This window comes from Nocardia kruczakiae NBRC 101016, from assembly GCF_001612965.1.
GTDB classification, from domain to species: Bacteria; Actinomycetota; Actinomycetes; order Mycobacteriales; family Mycobacteriaceae; genus Nocardia; species Nocardia kruczakiae.
In genome coordinates, this window is record NZ_BDBL01000015.1 from 1 (window position 1) to 13,961 (window position 13,961).

General features: G+C 67.4%; 17 protein-coding genes. 12 read left to right on the forward strand and 5 right to left on the reverse strand.

Going from position 1 to position 13,961, the window contains the following annotated elements; genetic code table 11:
• The first annotated feature begins 102 nt into the window (after positions 1-102).
• Positions 103-927, forward strand: a complete 825-nt coding sequence (locus tag NK1_RS12340; protein WP_063008678.1) for a hypothetical protein — start codon at positions 103-105, stop codon at positions 925-927.
• A gap of 18 nt (positions 928-945) precedes the next feature.
• On the opposite strand, the gene NK1_RS12345 is transcribed toward NK1_RS12340, so the two are convergent.
• On the reverse strand, positions 946-1,788 hold the full coding sequence (locus NK1_RS12345; protein ID WP_063905987.1) for an acyl-CoA thioesterase domain-containing protein: 843 nt from the start codon (positions 1,786-1,788) through the stop codon (positions 946-948).
• A 544-nt stretch (positions 1,789-2,332) separates the two neighbouring features.
• Here NK1_RS12345 and NK1_RS12350 point away from each other — a divergent pair.
• The gene (locus tag NK1_RS12350; protein WP_232329526.1) at positions 2,333-2,611 is read left to right on the forward strand and encodes a hypothetical protein; all 279 of its coding nucleotides are present in this window, start codon (positions 2,333-2,335) and stop codon (positions 2,609-2,611) included.
• A 98-nt stretch (positions 2,612-2,709) separates the two neighbouring features.
• On the opposite strand, the gene NK1_RS12355 is transcribed toward NK1_RS12350, so the two are convergent.
• Both NK1_RS12355 and NK1_RS12360 read right to left on the reverse strand, forming a co-directional pair.
• Positions 2,710-3,609, reverse strand: coding sequence for a Sco1979 family transcriptional regulator (locus NK1_RS12355; protein ID WP_039782299.1), 900 nt, complete (start codon positions 3,607-3,609; stop codon positions 2,710-2,712).
• A 127-nt stretch (positions 3,610-3,736) separates the two neighbouring features.
• Positions 3,737-3,967: a DUF397 domain-containing protein gene (locus NK1_RS12360; RefSeq protein WP_063008679.1), complete on the reverse strand. Its 231-nt coding sequence runs from the start codon at positions 3,965-3,967 to the stop codon at positions 3,737-3,739.
• Between the two features lie 420 nt (positions 3,968-4,387).
• Here NK1_RS12360 and NK1_RS12365 point away from each other — a divergent pair, with 420 nt between their 5' ends.
• The 5 genes from NK1_RS12365 to NK1_RS12385 all read left to right on the forward strand — a co-directional run bounded on the left by NK1_RS12365 (position 4,388) and on the right by NK1_RS12385 (position 7,414).
• Entirely contained in the window at positions 4,388-5,188 is an 801-nt protein-coding gene (locus tag NK1_RS12365) for an SAM-dependent methyltransferase (protein ID WP_063008680.1), read from the forward strand.
• A gap of 191 nt (positions 5,189-5,379) precedes the next feature.
• Positions 5,380-5,595: a hypothetical protein gene (locus NK1_RS12370; RefSeq protein ID WP_157104235.1), complete on the forward strand. Its 216-nt coding sequence runs from the start codon at positions 5,380-5,382 to the stop codon at positions 5,593-5,595.
• 166 nt (positions 5,596-5,761) lie between these two features.
• Positions 5,762-6,043 carry a hypothetical protein gene (locus tag NK1_RS12375; RefSeq protein WP_039782303.1) on the forward strand — a complete coding sequence of 94 codons (282 nt, stop codon included), beginning with the start codon at positions 5,762-5,764 and terminating at the stop codon, positions 6,041-6,043.
• A 129-nt stretch (positions 6,044-6,172) separates the two neighbouring features.
• Positions 6,173-6,730, forward strand: coding sequence for a TetR/AcrR family transcriptional regulator (locus NK1_RS12380; RefSeq protein WP_084460813.1), 558 nt, complete (start codon positions 6,173-6,175; stop codon positions 6,728-6,730).
• Between the two features lie 30 nt (positions 6,731-6,760).
• Complete coding sequence (locus NK1_RS12385; protein ID WP_063008681.1) at positions 6,761-7,414, forward strand: hypothetical protein; 654 nt, start codon at positions 6,761-6,763, stop codon at positions 7,412-7,414.
• Position 7,415: 1 nt separating this feature from the next.
• On the opposite strand, the gene NK1_RS12390 is transcribed toward NK1_RS12385, so the two are convergent.
• A complete protein-coding gene (locus NK1_RS12390; RefSeq protein ID WP_063008682.1) occupies positions 7,416-8,837 on the reverse strand; it encodes an amino acid permease in 1,422 nt (473 codons plus the stop codon).
• 106 nt (positions 8,838-8,943) lie between these two features.
• Here NK1_RS12390 and NK1_RS12395 point away from each other — a divergent pair, with 106 nt between their 5' ends.
• The 4 genes from NK1_RS12395 (at position 8,944) to NK1_RS12410 (ending at position 12,388) form a co-directional block, all read left to right on the forward strand.
• A complete protein-coding gene (locus NK1_RS12395) occupies positions 8,944-10,317 on the forward strand; it encodes an MFS transporter (protein ID WP_063008683.1) in 1,374 nt (457 codons plus the stop codon).
• Positions 10,310-10,729, forward strand: a complete 420-nt coding sequence (locus NK1_RS12400) for a MarR family winged helix-turn-helix transcriptional regulator (RefSeq protein ID WP_063008684.1) — start codon at positions 10,310-10,312, stop codon at positions 10,727-10,729. Before NK1_RS12395 ends, NK1_RS12400 begins: the two co-directional genes overlap by 8 nt.
• Positions 10,730-10,738: 9 nt before the next feature.
• Complete coding sequence (locus tag NK1_RS12405) at positions 10,739-11,224, forward strand: universal stress protein (protein WP_245660460.1); 486 nt, start codon at positions 10,739-10,741, stop codon at positions 11,222-11,224.
• Between the two features lie 84 nt (positions 11,225-11,308).
• Positions 11,309-12,388 carry a DoxX family protein gene (locus tag NK1_RS12410; protein WP_063008685.1) on the forward strand — a complete coding sequence of 360 codons (1,080 nt, stop codon included), beginning with the start codon at positions 11,309-11,311 and terminating at the stop codon, positions 12,386-12,388.
• 25 nt (positions 12,389-12,413) lie between these two features.
• On the opposite strand, the gene NK1_RS12415 is transcribed toward NK1_RS12410, so the two are convergent.
• Entirely contained in the window at positions 12,414-13,247 is an 834-nt protein-coding gene (locus NK1_RS12415) for an alpha/beta fold hydrolase (protein ID WP_063008686.1), read from the reverse strand.
• A 99-nt stretch (positions 13,248-13,346) separates the two neighbouring features.
• On the opposite strand from NK1_RS12415, the gene NK1_RS12420 reads away from it, so the two are divergent.
• A complete protein-coding gene (locus NK1_RS12420) occupies positions 13,347-13,961 on the forward strand; it encodes a TetR/AcrR family transcriptional regulator (protein WP_063008687.1) in 615 nt (204 codons plus the stop codon).

The following is a 13,961-nucleotide window of genomic DNA, read 5'->3' on the forward strand; positions in this document are numbered from 1 at the left end:
AAACCGCACCTGAAAACACAGGTGAAAGAACGCTGACGGAAGCGGCTGTGGGATCATCGAGTTCCCTTGCCAGAGCAGGGCATCGGGGGTAATTCTTCGAGGGTGACAGTCGATCGGGCGCAGACCTCCTCGCGCCGGCGCAACTGGGAACAACTGCCCTCGGCGACCCGGGCAGCGGTCGAAGCGGTGACGGGCCGGGTCGCGCGGGCCGATTCGGTGATCGCCGGTTTCAGCAGTCAACTCGCGACGGTGATCGAGACGGCCGATGGCCGGACCTTCATCAAGGGTGTGCCGCAACGAGATCCGGAGGTGTGGACCCAGCACCGCGAGGCCGCGCTGGCCCGTCACGTGACCCCGGTGGGCCCGCGGTTACGGTGGCAGATCGCGGCGGGCGGATGGGATCTGCTCGGATTCGAGTTCATCGCAGGACATTTCGCGGACTATCGCGTCGACTCCGACCTCGCCGCCACCGCGGCCGCGATGTCCGCGCTGAGCCGGCTGCACCCGCCCGCCGAGGTGGAACTCAAGGATGCCGAGGTCCGCTGGGGCGCCTATCTCGACGACGACGCCGACATCGCCGTGTTCGGCGGTGACGCCCTGCTGCACACGGACTGGAACTACAGCAACGTCATCATCGATCACGACGAGGCCCGGCTGGTGGACTGGCCGTGGGCGACCCGGGGTGCGGCGTGGATCGACCCCGGATGCTGGATCGTGTGGCTCATCTTCGCCGGCCACGATCCGGCCGCCGCCGAGTCGTGGGCGGCCCAGGTCCCGGCCTGGCATGCCGCATCGGGGCGCGACCTGCGCATCTTCTCCACCGCACTGGCCGCGGAATGGACCGCCACGGCCAACCGCAGCCCCAATGTGTGGACTCACGGCCTGCGCGACGCCGCCCGCCGGTGGGCCGCCCACCGCCTCGGGTGAGCGGCGCGGGCAGCCGGACTAGCGGCGGGCGCCGTTGGCCGAGGCGATCACGCCGTCGAGGTGACTCGCGGTGATCTGGCGCGCGGCGTTGGAGACCGCGGTGATCATCGCGCTGCCGAAGGGGCCGTGCCGATCGAACAGGGTCGCGGTGCCGGCGGCGATTCCGTTGCGGCTCAAGTGATTATCGGCCTCGAGTCCGATGTCGGCCCCCTCGGGCATCCGCACCAGGGCCAGCGTCAGATCGGTGTTGATGAAACCCACTCCCGCACTGGACCAGTTGGTCACCATACTGGTCTGCTCGGCGGCCATCGCGGCCACGACGAACGGCGAGGGCCGCTCCCCGTCGACCACGTTCACCGGATGCTGCCAGCTGCGTTTGCGACTGCCGTTCTCGTGTTCCGAGGGCACCCGCGACCAGTGTGCGGAATCGTCGCTGTGCCACAGCGGCGCGGTCGGCAGATCGGAGGGCGGCGCCACCTCGAGCGACGGCGGCATCGGCTGCTGGTCGCGGGTCCAGATTTCGCCCGGCGGTTGCTCGGACGGCTGCAGGAAGACCACCGAGGCGCGTGCCGCGGGTTCGCCGTCCTGGGTGACGACCGCGTCGGCGAGCCGGATGCGCTTGCCGTTGCGCACGCGGGTCGTCGAGACCGACAGCTCGTGCATGCGCGCCGGTTTGAACAGGTCCACGGTGAGCCGCACCGGCACGAACCCGTCGGTGGCGTGCTCGTTGTCGAGCGCGCGCGCCAGCAGCCCGCACAGCGCCGGCCCGACCACCTGATCGGCCGACCACTGACTGGCCGCCATCCGGTTCGGGGTGAAGCCCCGGCCGTCCACCGCGAAATATCCGTGCGAGCTGTCCACTGCGCGTGCCTGTCTCCTCGGGTCACCGCCCGCGAGTACCGCACCGGCCGCCGTCGGCGACAGCGCGCGTTCGCCGTCGGCGACTGATCTTGCTGGTCCAGGCAGATATAGCACGGCGACGAGAACCGGTTCCACGTCGGGGCCGCTGCGCGGGACACATGCGACACGCTCGGCAGCGTGTTCGATCATGGTCGGCGTGTCGATTTCCGGCGGCACTGCCACATTTTTTCGGCGACAGAACCAGCCGTCCGGTCCGTGTGGAAACAGTGCAGCAAGCCACCCGCCCGCCCGGGCCGCCGTACCGGTCGGGTTATCTCCCCCGCTATCGGAATCGGCGTCGGATTCCCGCCCGGACGGAGGTCGCCGGCGATGGTTCACAGCAACCCGTCAGCAGCCGAAAACCGCGCTCTGACCGGGGATTCGATGTTGCAGATGTGCTTGCATATGATCTCGCGGCCACCCTAGACTCGAGCTGCAAGGCAATGCAGGGGACTACCCGTGAGCCGCAGGGTGAACCGGAAGCCAATTTTCGCCGAAGGAAATCATGCGGCCTGGCGTCAGGGGCGTTCGTATGAACCAGCCAATGGGTCTCGGTCGGCTCGGAGTGATGGACAGGAACCGGACCGGGCATCACATCTATTCGCGGGAAACCGCAACATCTTTCGTCATCAGTGCGGTCGAGTCCACCGGCGCGGCCACACGCGATGATTTCGATATCGATCGCATCGTCACCACCGCGCACGCGTTGGTGAACGATTGGGATTTCGACGCGATGCAACCGGAAGCTTTCTGGCGCATCGCATCCAGCTTCATCAAACAATAGATCGGGACGGAAGTAGTAGCCGCCGACCTTCGGGTCGGCGGCTACTGCTGTCTTGGGCTACTACTGTCTTGACGGACCCGAATCACCCGGGCGAAGGCCTAGGCCGGGTCGGGCAGGTCGGCCGCGGCCTTCTTCATCATCTCCCGCGACCGCTCCGGCGGCTCGGCCTGCACACTGAGCCGATCCATGACCTGGCGGTAGAGCTCCAGATCCTGCTGACGATCCAGATACAGTGCGCTGGTGAGCTGTTCGAGATACACGATGTCGGGCAGTTCGGGTTCGGCGAAGCGCAGCATGGTGAACGAGCTGCCCGCCGCCGCGTGACCACCGGCCGCGTACGGCAGCACCTGGATGGTCACGTTCGGTTTCATCGAGACCGCGACCAGATGATCGAGCTGTGCGCGCAGCACCTGCTCACCGCCGATCGGCCGGTGCAGCACCGCTTCGTCGAGGACGGCCCACAGCGTCGGCGCTCCGGGCCGGTCCAGGATTTCCTGGCGCTTCTTGCGCAGTTCCACTCGGCGAGCGGCCTCGGCGTTCTCGTGTCCGAGCGCCACCACCGAGCGGGTGTACTCCTCGGTCTGCAGCAGACCGGGAACGAGCTGACCTTCGAAGGTACGAATCGACTTCGACGCGTGTTCCAGACCCAGATAGGTCTCGAACCATTGGGGCAGCAGATCGTTGTAGCTGTGCCACCATCCCGGCTGGTTCGCGCGGCTCACCAGATCCAGGAACATCTCACGCTCTTCGGCGTTCTCGACGCCGTAGAGCGTCAGCAGATCGCGAACGTCGCGTTCCTTGAAACCGGTGCGGCCCAATTCGAGTCGGCTGATCTTCGCGTGTGAACCACGGATGTGCTCGCCGGCCGCCTCACGCGTGATGCCGGCGCCTTCCCGCAGTTTGCGGAGCTGTCCGCCGACCGCGATCCGAAGCGCTGTCGGACCGCGTTCGGCGACAAGCGAATCCACACGGCCGATCCGGACGGGCTCTGCCATCATGAGGTCTACTCCGATGCTCGACGATCACCGGCAATGAGGGTACAACCATCGAGAGCAGCTGGTCGAACATCAGGAATCTCTGCCTCGTCGCGTACCGACACCGCGCCGACTGCAATGCTACCGCCGATCAGGCCAGATCGTCGAACTCTCCACTCTTCGCGCCGCGCAGGAACGCGTCGATCTCGGGGCGGGTGTAGACGAGCACCGCACCCTCGGGGTCACGCGAGTTGCGCACGGCAACCAGGCCATTGGACAAATCGGCCAATTCGACACAGTTCCCGCTCGGATTGCTGAACGTGCTCTTGCGCCACGCGGCGTCGGACAGGCGGCCGGCTGTGGTGGCAGTGGAATCGGTCATGACTGTCTCCAGGGTTCGTGGTGGCCGAGCTCGGCAGCAGAGGCCCACACTCGGCGATCCGGATTGAACGAGCTGATGCCTATCTTCAGCTCTTGCATATGTTCGAGCAAATGTACTTGCATCTGAAACCGACGCTTTGAACGATAGCACGGGGGTTGGCCCGGATCGAGCCCTGCGAAAAATCGCAAAAAACCAAGGGCGACAAGGCCTTTTCCATTGACTCGTCATCTTTCGAATCACCCTCCGGACGCCCGAGAACGGTGTCCGACCGGTCGGTTTCCGGCCCCGACCGGGGCGGATGGCACATTCCGCGCGGATCGGCCCACCGGATACGAACGTTTCGGTTACCGTCTCGCCCACCCGCCATCGGCAACCGCCGTACGGGACTCGAGCGTCGGAACCGGGAGCAGGAGGGAATCGGTGCCGCCAAAACAGCAGCAGCCGAGCCGGGAGCGTGAGATTCGGACCGATATTCCGCATACGGCGCGGATCTGGAACTACTGGATGGGGGGACAGCAGAATTACGAGGTCGACCGCCGGGTAGGCCGCGCGGCAACGGAACTCGATCCCGGTATCACCGCCCTGGCGGCCGAGAGCCGCCGCTTTCTCCGGCGCGCGGTCGGCCATCTGGCCGGCGACCTCGGGGTCAGGCAATTTCTCGACATCGGCGCGGGACTGCCCGCCACGGACAACACCCATGAGGTCGCGTGCGGGCGCAATCCGGCGGCGCGGGTCGTCTATGTGGACAACGATCCCCTGGTGCTGACCCACGGCCGGACACTGCTGACCGATCCACGGGCCGTCTATCTGGACGCGGATCTACGCGAACCGGATCTTTTGTTCGACCGTGTCGCAGACATTCTCGATCTCGACGAACCGGTGGCGGTCATGTTCATGGGCGTGCTGGGTCACTGCGAGCGCATCGGCGAACTCCGCGGCGTCGTCGCGGATTCGATGGCGCGGGTCTGCCGGGGCAGCTACCTCGCCTACTGGGACGGCACCACCGACAGCGCCGATTACGTCCGGATGTGCGCGAAGTACGAAAACGTCACGGACGTACCGTATTTCCCGCGCGACCACTGTGAGCTCCGCTCGATCTTCGCGGGGCTGGAGTTGCTCGCACCCGGTTTCGTCCCCCTGACCCGATGGCGCCGGCCGGTCCGCGAGCCCGTGCCGACCGTCCCGGTGTCGGCCTACGGCGCGGTGGCGCGCAAACCGTGATCACCCGTTGCGGCACAACGCTTCCGATCACCGACGAGTGTGCAGATGTACTTGCATTTGCTCCTTGCAGCGCCTTAAACTCGACCGCACGACATGGCCGGACCACGCCGGAGCAGGCAGGCCGGAAGCAGCGGGAGGCCGTGCCGAAACGTTCGCCTCCGCAATCTTTCGCCAACGGTCGAGGGCATCCCATGAACCAACTGCTCCAGCATTCCGGTACATGCGATCACGGCCTATCCGAGCACCGCACGCCCGGTGCCGATCAGGCCGGTGACTGCGCCACCGAACCCCGAGAACTCACCTATCGCCGCGCTCGCGCGATTCTCCACGCACACGATCGGCATCTGTCGTGCCGGCAGTGGATCGCCGCCGCGGCGTATCTGTCCGCCGGACTCGACGACGAGTAGTTCGTTCCACGCTCGGCGGGGACTCCGTCAAGGCGGCTGAACGCCTCGAAACCGGTCCCCGACACCGCGATTCCGCATCCCGGCTCGCATTCGCTTGTCATCAGGATGAATACGCGCCCTACGATGGTGGTACCCGCACCACACCATCTTGTGGAACGAGGGCATCATGATCCTTCTCGCGATGCACGACGTCATAGTGGCCCAGGTCGGCAATCCGACGCCCGAGACACCTCCGGCGGCGGACAAACTCCTGAAACTGGTGCGCTACTTCACCTGGTTCATGCTGCTGTCCGGGACCAGCGCGATCATCTTCGCGGGCGGCCGGTTCGCCTGGGAGAAGTGGAACGGCGGCCCGCTGCAGTCGCCGAAAATGGTGGCCGGTGCCCTCGTCGGTGGTCTGGTCGCGACCAGCGCCGGAACTCTGATGAATTCGATTCTGACGCAGTAGTTCCCGACATTTCGGACGATTCACCCGGAAACGACACACTCCGGACCGCCTCCGCGCACCGTCCCAGTAGGGTGAACGCGGACCACCGGCGGATCCGGTGCCGTCCCTCGGTCGAGAAAGGGAGGGCCCGTGGCCGGCAGGCGGACCGACACCCGGGACCGCATCCGGTCGGTCGCGATGGAACTGTTCTCCGCGCACGGCTACGAACACACCTCGATCCGGGAGATCGCCGATCGGCTCGCCATCACCAAAGCCGCGGTCTACTACCACTTCCGATCCAAGGAAGACATCGTCGTCAGCCTCGCCGACGATCTGCGCACGGGCATCGACGACCTCCTGGCCTGGGCCGAGGGCCAGCCGCCCGGACCGGAGACCGGCCGCGAAATCCTGCGCCGCTACGGCGCCGTGCTGCACCACACCGGTCGAGAGATGACGCGGTTCATGTACGAGAACCAGCCCGCGTTCCGCCGGCTCGGCGTGGGATCGGTACTGCGCTACCAGTTCCGCGCGGTCGCCGACGCGATGACCGCGCCCGGCCACGATCCCCTGGCGGTCTTCCATGCCCGCCAAGCTCTGCTGGCCATCTCGTGGAGCATCGGGATGATGGGCGACCTCGACCTGACCGATGAGCAATGTCGCCGGGCCGCAGAGGGTATCGCGCTGGCCATCTACGAACGGGCACAATGAGAGCCTGATGAAGGTCGGCCCGAGGACATCATGAATACACGCGTAACCCTGCTGGCGGCTGCGACACTCGCGGCGCCGCTGCTGATATGTGGGTGCTCCCACCAGAATTCGTCGCCGGTGAGCCAGGCCGCACATCCGGTTTCCATCGCCCATCAGGGCGCACCCGCGGTCGGTCCCGGTCCCTCCGGTACCTACACCGTCGCCGCGCAACCGGCACCGGGCACCTGCCATGTCGGCAAATCCGCTGACGGACAGCCACTTCCGGATCCGCACTGCACGCCGGGCGCGATCAATCCGAAGGTCACGCCGGAGACCGTCAAGTCGACGATCTGCGTGGGCGGATACACCCAGTCCATCCGTCCGCCGGCCGCCGTCACCGACCGGGAGAAGAAGGCCAACGCCGAATCCTACGGCTACACCGGCAATCTGCACGATGCCGAATACGACCACCTGATCTCACTGGAACTCGGCGGCGACCCGAACGATCCGCGCAATCTCTGGGTCGAACCGCCCTCGCCCAACCACAAGGCCGGGTCCGGGCCGAACAACCCCAAGGATTCGGTGGAGAACAAACTGCACTCGCTGATCTGCTCGGGCGCGGTCGGCCTGACGGACGCGCAGAACGCCATCGCGGGCGACTGGACCACCGCGCTGGCCGCGGTCGGCCACCCGGACGGAAAGTAGGTCAGCTCGCCGCGGCGGCCCGGCGGCGCGCCAGCCGGTTCACCACCGGGTATCCGGCGCACACCAGGACCGCCCACACCAGGCCGACCACGAGCGCGGTGCGGCCGCTGTCGGTCCAGAACAGCAACACCACGACCAGCCCGAGGAAGGCCAGCGCCAGCACCGAGCTGACGGGCGCCCCGGGCAGGCGGTAGTCGCTGGCCGGCAGCTCGCCGCGCCGCACGCGGACACGGTAGATCAGGTGGCAGACCAGGATCATGCCCCAGACGAAGATGATGCCGATGGTCGACACCGACGTGATGTAGTTGAACGCCTTGTCCGGTGAGACGAGGTTGACGATCACACCGATCACCATCATCGCCGCCGAGAGCACGATGCCCGCGAACGGCACCCGGCGGTTGCTCAGACCACCGAGCGCGGCCGGAGCCTCGCCGCGCAGCGAGAGACTGCGCACCATGCGCCCGGTGGAGTAGATACCGGAGTTGCACGACGACAGCGCCGCGGTCAGCAGCACGAAGTTGATGATCCCCGCGGCCCCCGGAATGCCGATCTGCTCGAACACCTCCACGAACGGGCTGCGCCCGGAGTGGAAGACCCGCCAGCTCGACACCGACATGATCACGATCAGCGCGCCGACGTAGAACAGCCCGATCCGCAGCGGCAGCGAGTTGATCGCCCGGCGCAGGGTGCGGCGCGGATCGGCGGCCTCGCCCGCGGTCACGCCGACGAGTTCGACGCCCACATAGGCGAAGAGCACGATCTGCAACGCCAGCAGCGCTTGACCGAATCCGTTCGGGAAGACACCGCCGTCGGCCCACAGGTTGGTCACCGTCGGATCGGGCGCGTGACCGAAACCGAAGATCAGCACGCCGATACCGATGACGATCATCGCGACGATCGCGGTCACCTTGATGGTGGAGAACCAGAATTCTCCCTCGCCGAACAGCTTCACCGAGATCAGGTTCGCGGCGAACAGCACGCCGAGCACGACGAGCGCGGTCACCCATTCCGGGATCGCGAACCAGTACTTGATGTATTTGCCGGCGACGGTGATCTCGGCCATGCAGGTCGCCACCCAGACCGCCCAGTAGGTCCAGCCGGTGACGAAGCCGGCGAAGCGACCGAGAAATTCGTGCGCGTATTCACCGAAGCTGCCCGACACCGGCCGGTAGGTGAGCAACTCCCCCAGCGCGCGCATGATCACGAAGATCGCCAGGCCGGCGGCGAGGTAGCACAGGATCAGCGCCGGGCCGGCCTGTTCGATGGCCCCACCGGATCCGTAGAACAGTCCCGTGCCGATGGCCCCGCCGATGGCGATCATCTGGATGGTTCGGGGGTTGAGGCCGCGCTGGTAGCCCTCTTCTTCACCCGCGGACGCGAGGGCGGGCGCGCCCGGCTCCTCGGGTTTCCGGTCGGTCGTCATATCGCAGCACCGTACCGGGTCGGGGCCGGTACGCGACCGGTGCAACCGTGCAGTGAACTAGTTCACAGTCCTTGTCACCGAATAGTTGTGAGCGCACAATCATTGTGTGCCTACAACTATTTCCGGGCTGACGCCACGCCACAAGACGATCGTGCTGGTCACCTGCTGTCTGAGCCTGCTGATCTCGTCGATGGACGCGACCATCGTCAATGTCGCGATTCCGACCATCCGCGGCGATATGAACGCGCCGCTGTCGCGGCTGCAGTGGATCGTCGACGTCTACACCCTCACCCTGGCGAGCCTGCTGATGCTGTCCGGCGCGACCGCCGACCGCTTCGGACGCAAGCGCATGTTCCGGATCGGGCTGAGCATCTTCGCCCTCGGCTCGCTGCTGTGCAGCCTCGCACCCGATATCGACATGCTGATCGGGGCACGTTTCATCCAGGCCATCGGCGGTTCGATGCTCAATCCGATCGCGATGTCGATCATCACCACGGTCTTCACCGGCCGCGTCGAACGGGCTCGTGCGGTGGGTGTCTGGGGCGCGGTCGTCGGTATCTCCACCGCGATCGGCCCGATGGTCGGCGGCGTGCTGATCGACGCGCTGGGCTGGCAGTCGGTGTTCTGGATCAATCTGCCGATCTGCGCCGTCGCGCTGGTGCTGACCACGATCTACGTCCCGGAATCGAAGTCGCGGACGGCACGCGGCATCGATCCGCTCGGCCAGGTGCTGGCGGTCGTGGTGATGTTCACGCTGGTTTTCGGGCTGATCGAACATCGCCCGGAGATCTTCGGCATCACGGCCGTGGCGCTGGCGGGATTCCTCTACGCCGAACGACGGCATCGCTCACCGTTCATCGATCTGCGGTTCTTCCGCAGCGTGCCGTTCGCGGCGGCCACCGTGACCGCGATCTGCGCGTTCGCCGGACTGGGTGCCTTCCTCTTCAGCGCTTCGCTGTATCTGCAAGGCGTACGGCATTATTCGGCTGTGCACACGGGACTTCTCTACCTGCCGATGGCGCTGGCGATGCTGATCTGCTCGCCGCTGTCGGGCCGGCTGGTCGGCCGCTTCGGCACCCGGCCCTCGCTGGTCACCGCCGGAATTCTGATGACGACGGCCGCCGCGCTGCTGACGACGCTGCGGCCCGATACCCCGATCTGGCAGTTGGTGGTGATGTTCGCGATCTTCGGCGCCGGTTTCGGCACGGTGAACCCGCCGATCACCACGGCGGCGGTCAGCGGGATGCCGATGGATCGGGCGGGCGCGGCCTCGGCGGTCGCCTCGACCAGTCGCCAGATCGGCGTCAGCGTCGGCGTCGCCCTGTGCGGGCTGCTGGCCGGCGCGGGATTGTGGTGGGTGGTGGCCGCCCTCGCGGCGGGCGTCGTGGTGCTCGGCATCGCCGCCAACACCGGATGGGCACTGCGCTCGCGCGACCGGATCGCTCCGCTGCTCGAACACAAGGAGCCCGTTCATGTCTGACGGCCCGCTCGCCCCGAGCCCGGACGAGGTCTGGCGCGTGCTGACCGACGTGGTCAAGGACACCCGCGACACCTGGAAGCGCGCGGTGGTGGATCGAACGGGTATGCCGTTCAGCAGGTTTCGAGTACTGCGACGGCTGGCGCCCGGCCCGCTGCCACTCAAGGAACTCGCCCGGGTGGCCACCATGGACGCGCCGGCCACTACCGTGGTGGTCAACGATCTCGAGGCCCGCGGTCTGGTTTCGCGCGACACCGCCGCGGACGATCGGCGGCGCAAGCTGGTGACGATCACCGATGCCGGGCGGGAGGTGCTCGCCCAGGCGATGGCCACTCCCGATCCGCCGCCGCCCGCCCTCACCGCGCTGTCGCCCGAGCAGTTGCGCACGCTGCACGATCTGTTGCGCCTGCTCTAGGCTCGGGTCGTGGCCGAAGAGACAACACCGGAGTGGGCGCCCGGCCTGTCGTCGGGTTTCGAACTGGGCACCGACGGCCCCCGGGTGATCATGGTCGGCATCGACGGATCGGATGCCTCCTGGCGCGCGACCGCCTATGCCGCGGGACTGGCCCGGCGCCAGAACTCCCTGCTGGCAATGGTTTACGTGCAGCCCTGGATGGCCATGGCCGGCGCCTACGGCGTCGACGTCCAGGGCGCGACCGCGGAGATGGCCGAGGATCTGGCCCGGGAGGTGCGCGAGCACGCGGAGAAGGTCAAGGACGTCTACCGCACCCGCTGGAAGTTCATCACCCGCCGCGGCGATCCGTTCACCGTGCTGGCCCAGGCCGCCGACGAATTGAAGGCCGACGGCGTCGTGGTCGGCGCGTCCGAGAAGGCCGGGCATCGAATTATCGGCTCGGTCGCGGTGCGTCTGGTGAAAGCGGGGCGCTGGCCGGTTACTGTCGTGCCCTGAGCTCCGTCGGCGTCCCGAGTGTGATTGGGACGCGGCATCGGGGGAACCCGCCGGAACGAGACCGTTGAGGAAAGGGTTTTCACTATGTTGATTCGCCGCCTTGCCCGGCCGCTACTGGCATCGGTGTTCGTCGTCGACGGAGTCGACACTCTGATGCATCCCGAGCCACGGGCGCAGGCCGCCACCACCCTGGTATCCCATGGGGAACAGCGTCTGCCGGATTCGGTATCGGCCAAACTGCCCTCCGATCCGGCGAAAATAGTGCGGATCAATGCCATCGTCCGAGTCGGCGCCGGAACCCTGCTGGCGCTGAACCGCGCGCCCCGGATCTCGTCGCTGGCGCTGGCGGTGACCGTCATCCCGGCCACCGTGACCGAGCAGGACTTCTGGAACGAATCGGATGCGCAGCAGCGCGCCGCCAAGCGTACGGCCTTCCTGAAGGACGTCGGCCTGCTCGGCGGCCTGCTCATCGCCGCCGCCGATACCGAGGGCAAGCCCTCGCTGGGCTGGCGGGGTCGCCGGGCCGCGCGCAAGGCCGCCGCCGCCCTCCCGTTCACCGCCACCACCGCCGACACGGTGCGCGATCGCCTGCAGCAGCAGGCCGTCCGGGGCCGGGAACTGGCCTCGGTGGCCGCCGACAAGGGCGCCGACCTGGCCTCGGTGGCGCAATCGCGGGGCGCAGAGCTGGCCTCGGTGGCCCAGTCTCGCGGCGGTGAACTCGCCGAGGCCGCTCGCGAGCACGGCACCGAATGGGCGGAACTGGCACGCAGCCGCGGCGCCGAATTGGCCGGCACCGCACTCGACCATCGCGGCGAATGGGCCGAGGTGGCCAAGCGGCGCGGCGCGGATCTGGCCGAAGCGGCACGCGAACACGGCGGTGAATGGGCCGGGCTGGCCAAGCGCAAGAGCGCCGAACTCGCCGACACCGCGGGTGATCACCGGGGCGAATGGGCCGAGCTCGCCAAGCACCGCGGCACCGAATGGGCCGAAGCCGCCCGCGAACACGGTGGCGAATGGGCCGAGGTGGCCAAGCAACGCGGGTCGATCTTCGCGCGCCAGGCCCGCAAGCGCGCCGAGAAGGCCGCCGAGGCCGCGCGCGAGCGTGCGGAGAAGGCCGCGGACACCGCCCGCGAACGTCTGGCCGAAGCCCGAAACGGCAAGTGACACCGGATTTCTCACCGGCGCCGGATCAGGCGCCGGTGAGAAACGCCGTCATTTCCGCGGCCACGGCCTCGGGTTGATCCAGCATCGACAGGACGTAGGCGTCCTCGATTTCCACCAGCCGGCCCGCGGGCAGGAGTTCGGCGAGGCGGCGCCCGTGGTCGCGTGGCATCGGCGCGGCCGCCGGGGACCACAGCACCAGGGCGCGGCCGGGAAAGTTCCGCAGGGCTTCGGTATCGGCGATCAGTTGCGCGGCCGGTGGCAGCACCCGGCCGTATTTGCGCACGTCGCGGCCGATGTCCGGATGACGCAGGGCGGGTTCGGTCCAGCCGCGCATCAGTTCGTCGGGTACCGGATAGCGCGCCATCTGCCCGTAGATCAGCGACGAGCGGCGCAACAGCCCGATCCGCAACTGGCGCAGGACGATCGGTAACGCACCCGGGACGCGCAGCGCGAGCACGGCCAGCTTTCCGGGCAGTCCGGGCGGGAAGTTGTCGAAGGCCTCACACGGGAGCACGATCAACTGCGCGACGCGTTTGTCCAGGCCGTAGGCGGTGAGGAACAGTCCGCCGCCCCAGTCCGAATGCACCAGGGTGACATCGCGAAGATCCAGCGCGTCGAGGAAGTCCGCGAGCACCACGTTCTGCCCGCGCATACTCAGGTCGGCGTCCGGCCGCATCGGTTCCGGATGTGCGCCGAGTGGCAGCACCGGCCGCACATAGCGAAAACCGCTGGGCAGCAACGGCATCACCCGATCCCACACCGTGTGGTCGATGAGCAGTCCATGCAGCAGCACGACCGGCGGCCCCTGCCCCTCCTCGACGTAGTGGATCGGCCCGGCGGGAACCTCGACGACCGGCATGCGCTGCCACCTCCGCATCGAAAACGTGCGGCCACGCCCGGAGAGACGTGTCCACCTGCTAGAACATTCGCTCTAGAGCGTGTGTTCTAGTATGGGAGCATGTCCGAGACCGTGTCAAGCCCGACCGCCGAGCGCATCGTCACCGCGACGGCGGAACTGATGCGCCGCCAGGGCTACGGCGCCACCAGCGTCAAACAGATCACCGCCGCCGCGCGGGCCCCGATCGGATCGCTGTATCACCATTTCCCGCAGGGCAAACAGCAGATCGCGGCCGCCGCGCTGCGCACCAGCGGCGCCGCCTACATCCAGCTGTTACCGCTGCTGATGGACCCGTATCCGGACCTGCGGGTGGCGGTGGTGGCCGCGTTCACCGCCGCCGCGGAACAGATCGAGCAGTCCGGCTGGATGAACATGTGCCCGGTCGGCACGGTCGCGGGCGAGATCGCCGACAGCGAACCGGCGTTGCGGGAGGTGACCGCCGAGGTGATGCAGTCGTGGATCGACCAGGGCAGCGCGTACTTCCGGACCCGCGGGCTGTCCGCGCCCGCGGCCCACACCTTCGTGATCGCGGTTTTGGGCGCCCTGGAGGGTGCGTTCATTCTCAGCCGCACCCTGCGCTCGACCGGCCCGATCGAATCGGCCGGGCTGGCGATGGCCGCCTATCTCGACACGCTCACCGAAACGCACTCCCCGGCAGCGATTTCCGAGGAATGA